Source organism: Pseudomonas sp. BGA-UO-ETr-WB11 (assembly GCF_059567785.1).
In genome coordinates this window covers 87,613-100,632 of record NZ_JCAQOS010000001.1, presented here as the reverse complement: position 1 = coordinate 100,632, position 13,020 = coordinate 87,613, and the positions used below count along the sequence as shown (strand labels likewise).

The window sequence follows — 13,020 nt, the reverse complement described above, 5'->3', positions numbered from 1 at the left end:
AGTGGGGGCAACAGCAGCTGCGCTGGTAGACTTATCCACAGTTGCTGGTAAAAAAATCAGCAATCCGCCCTGGGTCAAATTTCAATCGGCAGGGTGGGTCAATTTTCCATCAGCGCCAACACTGATGGAATTGATCGGCGACCTGCTGCCGCCGGGTGTGCTCAACGTGGTGCAGGGTTTTGGCCGCGAAGCCGGTGAGGCCCTGGCCACCAGCAAGCGCATCGCCAAGATCGCCTTTACAGGATCAACCCCGGTGGGCTCGCACATTCTCAAATGCGCCGCCGAGAACATCATCCCAAGCACCGTGGAGCTGGGTGGCAAGAGCCCGAACATCTTCTTCGAAGACATCATGCAGGCCGAGCCGAGCTTTATCGAAAAGGCTGCAGAAGGCCTGGTACTGGCCTTCTTCAACCAGGGCGAGGTCTGCACCAGCCCGTCGCGCGCGCTGGTGCAGGAGTCGATCTTTGAGCCCTTCATGGTCGAAGTGATGAAGAAGATCAAGCAGATCAAGCGCGGCAACCCGCTGGACACCGAGACCATGGTCGGTGCACAGGCCTCGCAGCAGCAGTTCGACAAAATCCTCAGCTACATGCAGATCGCCCAGCAGGAAGGCGCACAGATTCTCACCGGCGGCGGTGCCGAGCGCCTAGAAGGTGCTCTGGCCAGCGGTTACTACATCCAGCCAACCCTGCTCAAGGGCCACAACCAGATGCGCGTGTTCCAAGAGGAAATCTTCGGCCCGGTGGTCAGTGTTACCACCTTCAAAGACGAAGCCGAAGCCCTAGCCATTGCCAACGACACCGAGTTCGGCCTCGGTGCCGGCTTGTGGACACGCGATATCAACCGCGCGTACCGCATGGGCCGGGCCATCAAGGCTGGGCGTGTGTGGACCAACTGCTACCACCTGTACCCGGCGCACTCCGCCTTCGGTGGCTACAAGAAGTCCGGCTTTGGCCGGGAGAACCACAAGATGATGCTCGACCACTACCAGCAGACCAAAAACCTCTTAGTCAGCTACGACATAACCCCCCAAGGGTTTTTCTAGTTCGTCGGCAAAACCAGGCCACGAATCATCACGCAGATCAGCACTACACACACCTTAGCGGGAGATATCTCATGGAAACTGTCGGCAAAGCCTATCGCAAAGCTGTAGGCATCTCAGGCGAGTTTGACGCCATCATCATCGGCTCAGGCATGGGCGGCCTCAGCGCTGCATCAGTCCTAGCCCAGCAAAATAAACGCGTGCTGCTGCTGGAGCAGAACAACGTGATTGGCGGCATGACGCAAGCCTACTCACGCAATGGCTATCGCTGGACAGTCGGCATGCACTACATCGGCGAAGTGGGTACACCCCAGGCAGCGGGCTGGAAGCTGTTCAACTATGTCACTGGCGGAGGCCTGGAATGGATGCCCATGCCCAACATCTTCAACCGCATGGCCATTGGCGACAAACACTACGAAATACCTACAGGCGCCGAAGCCTATAGCAATCTGCTTAAGGAACACTTTCCCCACGAAGCAGATGGGATTGATCAGTATATGGCCCTGATCGGAAAGGCAGCAAAAAGCTCTGCCGGTTACTTCGCCCAGAAAGCTATGCCAAGCGGAGCGGTTGACGCTGCTTACGACGCCATGTGCAACACCTTCCACCATTACTCCGATCGTCTCACTATCGATGTGCTCTCCGAACTGATCAGCGACCCGGAGTTGATTGCAGTGATCTGCGCCAACTGGGGGGATTACAGCCTGGAGCCGACCCGCAGTTCCTTTGCCATGCACTGCATGCTGGCCAAGCACTACATGAACGGCGCCCACTATCCGGTCGGCGGCGGCATGGCCTTCTCCAGACTGATGGCACCGATTATCGAGCAAGCAGGCGGCGTGCTGCTGCACAGTGCCGAAGTCAGCGAAATTCTGGTTGAAAATGGTGTTGCCAAGGGCGTCCGCCTGAGCTCAGGCGAAGAAGTTCGCTGCCCGGTGATCATCAGCAACGCCGGCGTGCAGAACACCTTCGCCCGCCTGCTGCCAGCGCCTGTCAGCAGCCAGGCTGGCCTTGATCAGTTATTGGAACAAGTCACAGATACCTATGCGGTGGTCGGCATCAATATCGGCTTCAACCAATCGGCAGAGGCCCTTGGTTTCACCCCGGCCAACATCTGGTCACACCCGACCAACGACCTCCAGGCCAACCTCGACGCACACCGCAAAGACTTCAACGCGCCGTTTCCCTGGACCTTTATCACCTTCCCGTCCACTAAAGACGCCTCCTGGGACCAGGGCTTCCCCAATAAAGCCACGGTCGAGATGTACGCCTACACCAACTATGAGCACTTCAAACAGTGGGCAGGCACACGCTGGATGAAGCGTGGCGATGGCTATCTGGCGCTGAAAGACAACATCCGCGATCGCCTACTGGAGGAACTCTTCCGCCATGCACCGCAAGCCCGCGAGGCGCTGGACTACGTAGAGGTATCCACCCCACTGAGCTATGAAACCTTCGCCAAGCGCGAGCGCGGCGGCTTCATGGGTATCGAGTCAACACCGCAGCGCTTCCGGCAAAAATGGCTGCGCGCGCAAACCCCCATCAACGGGCTCTATATCACTGGCCAGGATCTGGCTACGGATGGCGTCATCGGCGCACTGGTCGGCGGCGTGCTGTGTGCATCCGCCGTCGTCGGCAAAGACCTGATGACTCAGATCAGGGCGTCATAAATACATGGCAGGCCATTTGATTTGGTAAGCGGTATGCGAATCCATGAACCCTAAATGGCCTGCCAGTCATCACTACCCGAAAGGATGCCTGCGGGCAGGTACTCTTAACGGCATCGATTAGCCCAGTAATTTGATTTCCGGAGATACAGAAGTATGCACAGTGAATTGATCGTCTCCGGCATTCCGGTACACATCGACGGAGACGGCCCCGAGACTCTCGTGATGCTGCACGGATGGCCAGACACTCATGAGATATGGGAGCAACAGGTTCAGCATTTCAAGCACACGCACCGGTGCGTAAGATTTACCTTGCCGGGCTTCGGCGATCCAGGCACGCAGGGATTCTCTGCCAACGAGGTAGTGGAGCTGATTCTTGCCGTGGTGAATGAAGTAAGCCCGAACAACAAAATCACGCTGATGCTGCATGACTGGGGCTGCATGTTCGGCTTTCACTTCGCCGCCCTTCATTCCCACAAGGTGGAGCGAGTCATTGCTGTCGACGTTGGTGATGTAAACTCGCAGGCATTTGCTGACGGGCTGAGCCTGCGTGCCAAATTGATGATATTCGCGTACCAGATGCCGCTGGCATTAACTTGGTATATGAAGGGCCAGATCGGAAACTACCTAGCGCGAACGATAGCAAAGTTTCTGCGCTGCAAGGCTGATGAAGCCACTATCCATGCGGGCATGAGTTATCCCTATGCAATGCGCTGGTTAGGCGCACTCGGTGGGCTGAAGATGTTAGCCGGACCTACGCAGCTGGTATGCCCTATCTTCTACGCATACGGACGCAACAAGCCTCTCCAGTTCCAATCTGAAGACTGGCTGCAAAGATTGAGCATGACGGCGGGCTGCAAAGCCGAGTCTTTCAAGTCTTCCCATTGGGTAATGGTGGATCGCGCAGAGCAGTTTAATAGCACAGTTTCGGCGTGGCTGGCACTGAAGGCTTGATAGCAAATGCCTGAGCTAATGGCTGCTTTTGGCCGACTCTGTTGAAAACTCGGTTTTCTGAAATGGCCAGAGGAAAGGTCGGTGAAAGCACCTGTTTAGCACGCTGCCACGTGAGATCTGACTCCAATCGCCTGTCCCGGAGGTAAAGATTTCCAACTCAAGCGCATACTTTTTTGCTGTAGAAACCATGGCCGACTTCTTCAATAGAATCAGCCCCAAGCAGGCAGCTTGCATGGGCACCTACCGAAAAATGGCAATGCCATCGTACAGAAACTGCGCAGGCACACCCATTACTCGAGCAATACCGCCACGCATATCCAGTGGCGTTCCCGAAGCACTTAGCACTTAGAATGAGAAACAAAAACGGAGGCCGTAGCCTCCATTGTTACAGCAAGCAGCGAAAGGGCTTACAGCACCTCGAACAGCCCCGCTGCGCCCATGCCGCCGCCGACGCACATAGTGATCACAACGTACTTCACGCCGCGCCGCTTACCTTCCAGTAGGGCGTGGCCGACCATGCGCGCACCGCTCATACCGTAGGGGTGGCCGATGGAGATGGCGCCACCATTGACGTTGAGCTTGGCCGGGGCGATGCCGAGCTTCTGCGCGCTGTACAGCACTTGGCAGGCGAAAGCTTCGTTGAGTTCCCACAGGCCGATGTCGTCGACGGTGAGGCCGTGCTGTTTGAGCAGCTTGGGTACGGCGAGCACCGGGCCGATGCCCATTTCTTCGGGGGCAAGGCCGGCCACTGCGATACCACGGTACAGACCCAGCGGGGCGATGCCACGCTGGGCGGCCAGGCGGCCGCTCATTAGCACGCACGCACTGGCACCGTCGGACAGCTGGCTGGCGTTGCCGGCAGTGATGCAGCCGCCCTCGATCACCGGGTTGAGCTTGGTAAGGTCGGTCAGTAGGGTCTGCGGGCGATTACCTTCGTCGATGCTGAGAGTGACCTCTTCGTAGCTGACCGCGCCGGTTTCCTTGTCGACCAGTTTCTTGCGTGTATTGACTGGCACGATCTCGTTGGCAAACAGGCCGGCAGCCTGAGCGGCCGCGGTGCGCTGCTGCGACTGCAGGGAGTAGGCGTCCTGCGCCTCGCGGCTGATGCCGTAGCGCTTGGCGACCAACTCGGCGGTCTGCAGCATAGGCATGTAGGCATGCTCGGCCATCTTGATCACGGCCGGGTCGACCTCTGCGGCGGTCCACTTCATGTGGGTGTTCTGCACCAGGCTGATTTGCTCCTGGCCTGCACCGACGGTCACCGCCATGCCGTCGACCATGATCTGCTTGGCGGCGATGGAGATGGCCATCAGGCCGGAGGCGCACTGGCGGTCGATGGTCTGCCCGCTGACCGACAGTGGCAGGCCGGCGGCCAGCAGCGACAGCCGCGCCAGATTGGTGGAAGCGGTGCCACCCTGCATGGCGGTGCCCATTACCAGGTCCTCGATCTCGGCGGCCTCGATGCCGGCGCGCTCGACGGCGGCACGGATGGCCACTGCCGCCATGGACGGCGACTTGAAGTCGTTGAAGGCACCGCGAAAAGCCTTGCCGATGGGCGTACGGGCGGTGGAGATGATGACGGCGTCTTGCATGACGGTCTCCTCAGACTATCAGTCGCGGATCAGGCGGGCCATGGCCTCGCGCAGCGCGGGGGGGATGGAAACTGGGCGATTGCTCGCACGGTCGACGAACACGTGGACGAAGCGCCCGGCCGCGCAGGCCTGCTCCTCGCTCTGTTTGAAGATGGCCAGCTCGTACTGCACCGAGCTGTTGCCCAGCTTGGCCACGCGCAGGCCAACCTCGATGCGCTCGGGGAAAGCGATCGAGGCGAAGTAGTCGCAAGACGAGCTGACCACGAAGCCGACCACCTCGCCCTCGTGGATATCCAGCCCGCCCTGCTCGATCAGGTAGGCATTCACCGCGCTGTCGAAATAGCCGTAATAGACGACGTTGTTGACGTGACCGTAGACGTCGTTGTCGTGCCAGCGCGTCGTGATCGGCTGGAAGTGGACGTAGTCTGCGCGCAGATGCTTGGGTTGGCTCATGCTCTGTTCTCGTCTGGCTTGCCCGCCAGCCTGGGGCTGGACGCTGGGCGGAATAGTTTGTTTCGCCGGTTGCATGGCGGCTTATGCCTTCAGCCCCGGTCCTCCCCCCCCGCGAGCGGGAGATGGGAATAAAGGTGCAGACCCTAGCCCGGATGAAATCCGGGAATGACTGCGACGACGCCCCCGGTTTGCATCCGGGCTACGCCAGCTAACGCGCTCAATACGCCGCCTGGTAGATCGCCATGGCGTCGACCTCGCTCACCTCGCGCGGGTTATTCACCAGCAGGCGCTGCTGCAGCATGGCTTCGCGCGCCAGAGTCGGTAGCATGGCCTCGGGCACGCCGGCATCACGCAGGCGACTGGGCAGGCCGCAGCGTTCATTAAGCGCCGCCAGTTCGGTGATGAACTCGGCACAGCGCTGTCCCGTCCCCTCGCCCTTACAGCGATCGCCCAGCAGCAGCGGCGCAAGCTCGGCATACAGCGGCGCGGCAGCCGACGCGTTGAAGCGCAGCACATGCGGCAGCACCAGGGCGTTGGAAAGGCCATGGGGAATATGGAAATGTCCGCCAAGCGGGTAGGCCAGCGCGTGCACCGCCGCACACGGTGCGTTGGCAAAAGCCTGACCGGCCAACAGGGCACCGAGTAGCATGGACTGGCGCGCCTCGCGGTTACGGCCGTTGTAGACAGCCTCGTGTAGGTTGGCCGCCAGCAGGCGCAGGGCCTCGCGGGCCAGCAGGTCGGACAGCGGGTTCTTCTTGATCTTGCTGGTGTAGGCCTCGATGGCATGAACCATGGCATCAATGCCGGTGGCGGCAGTCACCGCCGGTGGCAGGCCCAGGGTCAGCTCGGCGTCGAGCACGGCCAGGTCCGGCAGCAGCACCGGCGAGACCACACCCATCTTGGTGGTTTCGCCGGTGGTGATGATGGCTATCTGGGTCACCTCCGAGCCAGTGCCGGCGGTAGTCGGCACCTGGATCAGCGGCAGGCGCGGGCCACGGGCATTGCCCACACCGTAGATGTCCTTGAGGCCCTGTGCGCTACCTGGAAGGGCCAGCAGGGCGACCAGCTTGGCCACGTCCATGGAGCTGCCGCCGCCAAAGCCGATGACCAGCTCGGCGCCCATCTCGCGGGCGCGCTCCACGGCATTGAGCACGATGGCCTCGGGCGGGTCGGCGATCACCTGATCGAACACCTGCACGGCAACGCCGGCAGCGGCAAAACCTGGCAGCACGCCATCGAGCAGGCCAAAACGGGTGATGCCAGGATCGGTGACGATCAGCACACGTTGTGCACCACGCTCCTGGCACAGACTAGCCAGGCGCTGGGCCGAGCCGCTTTCGCAGAGAATCTGCGCGGTGGTGGCAAAACTGAAGGGCTGCATGGTGATTCCTCTTGTTGTTCTCTTTTTGCCGAGGGGCTAAGCGCTGCGGTTCCCCAGATTCCATCCGGGCCTCTCCCGCGCCCGTAGCCCGGATGAAATCCGCGTCCAGGCGCCTCAGAAGGCGAAATGTTCCGCCGGCAGTGCCATCAGGCACTCCGCGCCGCCCAGCAGGGCATCGCGGTGGCTGCTAGCGCGCGGCAACAGGCGGCGCACGTAGAACTCGGCGCTGGCCAGCTTGGCCTGATAGAAATCCACCTCGTCGACGCCCTGCTCCAGCACGTTCTGCGCCACCACGACCGCCTTCAGCCATAAGCCGGCGAGCAGCACGTAGGCCGAATACTGGAGGAAGTCCACCGACTGCGCACCGATCTCCTGTACGTTGCGCTGGCTGTTAGCAATCACCTCGTCGGTGAGCTCACGCCACTCGCCCAGGCGCGCCTGCACGACCTGCGCCAGCGCCGCCAGCTGCGGACGCTGCGCCGCGCTGTCGACCACTTCGCTGAATTCGCTGATCAGTGCCGACAGTTCCGCCCCCCCATCCCCGAGCAGCTTGCGGCGGATAAAATCGAGCGCCTGGATGCCGTTGGTGCCTTCGTACAGCTGGGTAATACGGCTGTCGCGCATCAGTTGCTCCATGCCCCACTCACGGATAAAACCGTGGCCGCCATAGACCTGCACGCCCAGGCTGGCGACCTCTTGGCCCATATCGGTTAAGAAGGCTTTAACTATCGGGATCAGCAGCGTCGCGCGCTTGCCGGCTGCCTTACGCAGCGAAGCATCCGCAGCTCCGTGTTCAAGATCGAGCTGGCGCGCGGTGTAGGCAGCGAGCATGCGCGAACCTTCCACTAGGGTCTTCTGGGTCAGCAGCATGCGCCGCACATCCGGATGATTGATGATCGGATCGGCAACCTTTTGCGGCTCGGCCGGACCGTTGAGGGCACGCGATTGCAGACGCTCACGGGCATAGCTCAAGGCGCCCTGGAACGCCGCCTCGCCAACGCCCAAACCCTGTAAGCCGACCTGAAAGCGCGCGTCATTCATCATGGTAAACATCCCGGCTAGTCCATGATTGGCCTCACCGATTAACCAGCCAGTAGCGCCATCGAAGTTCATCACACAGGTGGAAGCGCCCTTGATGCCCATCTTGTGCTCGATGGCTCCGCAGCTCAGGTCATTCTCTTGCCCCAACGAGCCATCAGCGTTGGCGATAAATTTCGGCACCAGCAGGAGGCTGATGCCCTTAACCCCGGCCGGCGCATCCGGCAGGCGCGCCAGCACCAGATGGATGATGTTTTCGGTCAGGTCCTGCTCGCCGCCGCTGATAAAAATCTTGCTGCCGCTGACTCGGAAACTGCCGTCCGCCTGGGGGTCAGCGCGAGTTCGCAGCAAGGCCAAGTCGGTGCCGGCCTGGGGCTCTGTCAAGCACATGGTGCCGGTCCATTGGCCGCTGACCATCTTGGCCAGATACGCCTGTTGCAACTCGGCGCTGCCATGCTTGTGCAGCGCTAGCACTGCGCCTTCGGTCAACCCTGAATACAACCGAAACGACAGACAGGCGCCCATCAGCATCTCGTGAAAATTGCACGCCAGCAGTTGCGGCAACCCCTGACCGCCAAACGCCTGCGGCCCGGTCATGCTCGCCCAACCGTTATCGACGAACTGTTGATAGGCTGCCGGAAAACCGTCCGGGGTGGTCACAGCGCCCGCATTTAGGCTGCAGCCCTGCTCATCACTGTGGCGATTGAGCGGTGCGACTACTTCGTCGGCATATCGCGCGGCCTCCTCCAGCACGCCATCAATCAGCTCGCGATCAAAGCCGTTGCCCAGCAGCTCGCAGTGCGCGCTGATATCGAACAACTCATGCAGGACAAAGCGCATATCGCGCAGCGGTGCTTTATAGCTCATGCCCGGCCACCTTTCACGTCAGCAAAAGTCTGACCGCTGGCAGCCAGCAGTTCGATTAATTGGGCTGGCTTCCAGTGCTCGCCAAACTCTTCCTGTAGCGTGCGTAAACGGGCGAGTAAATCGGCCGCACCCTTGCTGTCGGCCCAACTCATCGGCCCGCCCTTGGCTGCAGGGAAACCGTAGCCGTTGAGGTACACAAGGTCGATATCCTGGCTGTCGGCAGCGATACCCTCCTCCAGAATCTTCGCGCCCTCATTGACCAACGCCAGCAGGCAGCGCTCGAGGACTTCTTCCTGGCCGATGTTGCGCCGGGTAAAACCCAATTGTTCAGACACCCGAAGCACCAGCGCATCCACTTGCGGATCATGCTCGGCCTGACGACTGCCTTCAGCGTAGCGGTAATAGCCCTGACCACTCTTCTGACCGAAACGGCCCAGTTCGCACAGGCGATTATCGACCTGAACTGCAGGCTCGCCCTGGCCCTTGCCTGCTAGCTCACGGGCTCGCCACTCGAGATCAATTCCAACCACGTCATACATGCGAAATGGGCCCATGGCCAAACCAAACCCTTGCAGTGCTGTATCCACCTGATGCGGATAGGCACCCTCGAGCAGCAGCATGCGCGCCTCGCGCACATAGGTATGCAGCATGCGGTTGCCGATAAAACCGTGGCAGTTACCGGCCACCACGCTGACTTTTCCGATCCGCCGGCCTAGCGCCACCATCGCATCGAGTACTGCGGGCGCGGTCTTGGCACCGCGAACGATCTCCAGCAATTTCATGATGTGCGCCGGACTGAAAAAGTGCAGGCCCAGTACATGCCCGGGTCTGCTGGTAACGGCGGCAATGGCATCTATATCCAACGCCGAGGTGTTACTGGCCAGAATCGCCGTGGACTTGGCAATGGCATCTAGACTGCGGAAGATCTGCTGTTTGAGTTCGAGGTTTTCGTACACGGCCTCGATCACCAGATCGGCCCCAGCCAGTGCTGCGTAATCGGGCACCGCGCTAACAGAGGCGCGACGTTCAGCAGCCTGCTTTTCAGTGATACGCCCCTGGTGCACGCTATGGGCCCATGTGTCGGCAATCAGCTGCTGTGCCTGTTCGAGCATCTGCGGGTTGTTGTCCAACCACAGTACCGGAATGCCGGCGTTGGCAAGGCTCATGACGATGCCACGACCCATGGTTCCGGCGCCGATCACGGCAGCCTGCTGAATGGTAAAAGTACTGCTGTTCATCGGACTTCCCCAACTGACGAAAACAAATCGTTCAACACAGTAGGCAAGCCGGTATTATTTTAGAAATTTAGTCTTGTGATACTTTGTATTCACCCCATGAATATCTCTAACTTCGACCTTAATTTGTTGCGTGTCTTCGACGCTCTGTTACGCGAACGCAACGTGTCACGCGCTGCCGAGCGCCTGGCTCTCAGCCAGCCAGCGGTAAGCAACGCACTTGGACGCCTGCGAGAATTGCTCGACGACCCGCTACTGGTGCGCGTCGGCCGTAGCATGCAACCGACACCGCGGGCGCTGGAACTGGAAACGCCAATCCGCGCCGCCCTGCAACAGATCGAAGAAAGCCTCAACGCAGGACTGCACTTCGATCCAGCCAACAGTAACCGACGCTTTCGTATTGCACTGACGGATTACGTCGAACTGATCTGCTTGCCCCGCCTGCTGCAACAATTGGCGGTGGAGGCACCACAGGTACAGATCGAGATTCAACACCTGTCGCCTAACCTGCCCGGCGAGGCGCTGGATAAGGGCGAACTGGATCTAGCCCTCGGTCGTTTCGATGCGGTGCCAGAAAGCTTCGTGCGGCGCCAATGGATGAGCGAAACCCTGCAACTGGCCGCACGCCGCGATCACCCACTACTGCATAGAACGCCCGATCTGCAACACTTTCTAACCCTACGACATTTATGGGTGCATGGTGGGCAGACGAAGGGGATGGTCGATCAGTGGCTGGCCGGGCAAGACCTGCAGCGGCAAATCGCCTACACCACTCCGAACTATCTGCAAGCAGCACACATCGTCGCCACCACCGACCTTGTGGCTGTGCTGCCAACCCAGTTAGCTCGCTACTTTGCCGGCCTGCTTCCGCTGCAAATATATGAACTCCCCTTTCACCTGGGCCCCTTTCACCTGGAAATCGTCAGCCTGGCGTTACGTGAGCGAGATGCGGCGCTCCAATGGCTGATTGGGAAAATTCAGTATTTGGGGGGTACTTCCCCCTAAAAAGGTACTCGCCTTACAAGGAGTTGCATTTCCAAGGACTACTGGACACTGAAAATGCCAGACCAATCTGGCTACCCACGTAAGTGGGCCTTCCAGTCAAGGTGCAAGTCATGCTGAAAACTCGGATCGCCAAACTCGCAAATCCCTGTTCCGCACAAAATACAATCCCGGTTACCAGACCAGGGTTTATCCGCGATTGGGCGAGATGATCATCGTCCATGACTAGCTGGACTTTGGCCCAATCGTGACAGCAGTCGAGCTAAAGCTTATCAACGACTTCTGGCTAAGCGATGAATTGCCTGACACAAGCCTGCTCACCCATAACGACTGCGAAGACATGTTTACCTTCGACTCGCTACCCGGCATCAATCCGGCAAGTGGGTTGCCGATGATGGATGGGCTTCTGGACGTAGCTGGAACCCTGGGCGATTGCTGTGCTCGAGAAGATTCCGAATGACTGCCAACTCTTGCCAGGCCTCTATCTGCACGGTACTGGACTGCAAATCAGCAAGCGCAATCGCACAACCCTTGAAGCTGCTATCAATCTCCACACCTTTGAGCCTGTGCGGTGTCCAGCAGGTAGCAAACACCAGTCAGCGAGCGCTTCTGTCGCCAGTCCATTTCATAGACTCCTCGGTTGCTTGCTCCGCAGGAGGGTGGCAGCAATTATCATGAAATGGCAGTAATTATCATGGAGCTTACTAATCGCTCAACTCATGCTGTTTTCACCTAAACCGCAGAGATAACAAAAAAATGAGCGAATTCATCTACACGTTGCCTAGCAGCAATCCACTGACCCGCTACCAGCATTTTCGCGCTTTACCCGCGACAGGCGCACTGGGCGCAGACGTCGAAGGAGTCGATCTACGCGCCTTGAGCATTGAAGGCTATGCCGAGCTGCGCCAGGCGCTGCTGCGGCACAAGGTGCTGTTCATTCACGAACAGGCCCTGAGTGTCAGCGACCTCGAAAAGGTGACCGAACAATTCGGTGAGTTCGGTCGGGAGCCCTACGTCACTTGTATGCAGGAGCATCCGCATGTAGTGCACGTAGTGAAAGAAGCGACTGAGAAAGCGCCTTTCGTATTCGGGGGGGCCTGGCACACCGACTGGACGTTTCAGGAATGTCCGCCGGCTTTCACCCTGCTCTATGGGCATGATGTCCCGCCATATGGCGGCGACACCTGCTTTGCCAATCTGGCGCTAGCCTATGAATGGCTCTCCCCTAGCATGCAGGCCTTGTTGGAAAAGCTCGACGCACAGCACAGCCCGGAACGCGCCTACGGCGCCAATGCCAACCACAACGCGCTACTGGAAAATATGCACATCCGCTATGGCCAGGATACCTCTAACGAGGCTCGCTCTCACCCGTTGGTCATCCGCCATCCAGAGACCGGAAAAAAGATTCTATTCATCAACCCGGCCTATACCTACGGCATCGAAGGGCTTAAAGCAGTGGAAGCGCAGCAGCTGCTCGACTATCTGTTCAACCTTGCGGTTTCCCCTGCCTTCACCTGTCGTATGAAATGGCGCCAAGGTACCCTGGCCATCTGGGACAACCGCAGCACCTGGCACATGCCGGTGTCTGACTACCACGGGATGCGACGTGAAATGTTCCGTACGACAGTGATCGGCGACAAGCCATCACGTTAATATGTTTATTAGTTGTTGGAGAACGCAGTCTAAAAAACGCTCTTTAGCTGCTAATTACGACGGACAGTTGTTCATCCGTGTAACAGGTGTCGGTGGGGGCATGCTGGGAAGCAGACGCCCGCTTTGGGCCGACTTC

At 59.3% G+C, this 13,020-nt stretch carries 10 protein-coding genes and 1 pseudogene; 6 read left to right on the top strand and 5 right to left on the bottom strand.

Annotation, left to right across the window (positions count from 1 at the left end):
• Positions 1-121: 121 nt before the first annotated feature.
• From AC56DI_RS00485 to AC56DI_RS00475, 3 genes and pseudogenes are all read left to right on the top strand, one after another.
• A pseudogene (locus AC56DI_RS00485) lies at positions 122-1,045 on the top strand (aldehyde dehydrogenase family protein); the annotation flags it as partial.
• A gap of 71 nt (positions 1,046-1,116) precedes the next feature.
• A complete protein-coding gene (locus AC56DI_RS00480; protein ID WP_496344447.1) occupies positions 1,117-2,712 on the top strand; it encodes a phytoene desaturase family protein in 1,596 nt (531 codons plus the stop codon).
• Positions 2,713-2,865: 153 nt separating this feature from the next.
• On the top strand, positions 2,866-3,663 hold the full coding sequence (locus tag AC56DI_RS00475) for an alpha/beta fold hydrolase (protein ID WP_496344446.1): 798 nt from the start codon (positions 2,866-2,868) through the stop codon (positions 3,661-3,663).
• Between the two features lie 407 nt (positions 3,664-4,070).
• On the opposite strand, the gene AC56DI_RS00470 is transcribed toward AC56DI_RS00475, so the two are convergent.
• From AC56DI_RS00470 to AC56DI_RS00450, 5 genes are all read right to left on the bottom strand, one after another.
• Positions 4,071-5,255, bottom strand: coding sequence for an acetyl-CoA C-acyltransferase (locus tag AC56DI_RS00470; protein ID WP_496344445.1), 1,185 nt, complete (start codon positions 5,253-5,255; stop codon positions 4,071-4,073).
• An 18-nt stretch (positions 5,256-5,273) separates the two neighbouring features.
• Entirely contained in the window at positions 5,274-5,708 is a 435-nt protein-coding gene (locus tag AC56DI_RS00465; protein WP_496344444.1) for an acyl-CoA thioesterase, read from the bottom strand.
• Positions 5,709-5,925: 217 nt separating this feature from the next.
• Positions 5,926-7,089 carry an iron-containing alcohol dehydrogenase gene (locus AC56DI_RS00460; protein WP_496344443.1) on the bottom strand — a complete coding sequence of 388 codons (1,164 nt, stop codon included), beginning with the start codon at positions 7,087-7,089 and terminating at the stop codon, positions 5,926-5,928.
• Positions 7,090-7,203: 114 nt separating this feature from the next.
• The gene (locus tag AC56DI_RS00455) at positions 7,204-8,994 is read right to left on the bottom strand and encodes an acyl-CoA dehydrogenase C-terminal domain-containing protein (protein WP_496344442.1); all 1,791 of its coding nucleotides are present in this window, start codon (positions 8,992-8,994) and stop codon (positions 7,204-7,206) included.
• Positions 8,991-10,232 carry a 3-hydroxyacyl-CoA dehydrogenase gene (locus tag AC56DI_RS00450; RefSeq protein WP_496344441.1) on the bottom strand — a complete coding sequence of 414 codons (1,242 nt, stop codon included), beginning with the start codon at positions 10,230-10,232 and terminating at the stop codon, positions 8,991-8,993. The genes AC56DI_RS00455 and AC56DI_RS00450 overlap by 4 nt, the downstream gene beginning before the upstream one ends.
• 96 nt (positions 10,233-10,328) lie before the next feature.
• Between AC56DI_RS00450 and AC56DI_RS00445 the strand changes: the two genes are divergently transcribed.
• The 3 genes from AC56DI_RS00445 to AC56DI_RS00435 all read left to right on the top strand — a co-directional run bounded on the left by AC56DI_RS00445 (position 10,329) and on the right by AC56DI_RS00435 (position 12,884).
• Positions 10,329-11,234, top strand: a complete 906-nt coding sequence (locus AC56DI_RS00445; protein ID WP_496344440.1) for a LysR family transcriptional regulator — start codon at positions 10,329-10,331, stop codon at positions 11,232-11,234.
• Between the two features lie 244 nt (positions 11,235-11,478).
• Positions 11,479-11,691, top strand: a complete 213-nt coding sequence (locus AC56DI_RS00440; RefSeq protein WP_496344439.1) for a hypothetical protein — start codon at positions 11,479-11,481, stop codon at positions 11,689-11,691.
• A gap of 296 nt (positions 11,692-11,987) precedes the next feature.
• Positions 11,988-12,884 carry a TauD/TfdA dioxygenase family protein gene (locus AC56DI_RS00435; protein ID WP_496344438.1) on the top strand — a complete coding sequence of 299 codons (897 nt, stop codon included), beginning with the start codon at positions 11,988-11,990 and terminating at the stop codon, positions 12,882-12,884.
• Positions 12,885-13,020: the final 136 nt, after the last annotated feature.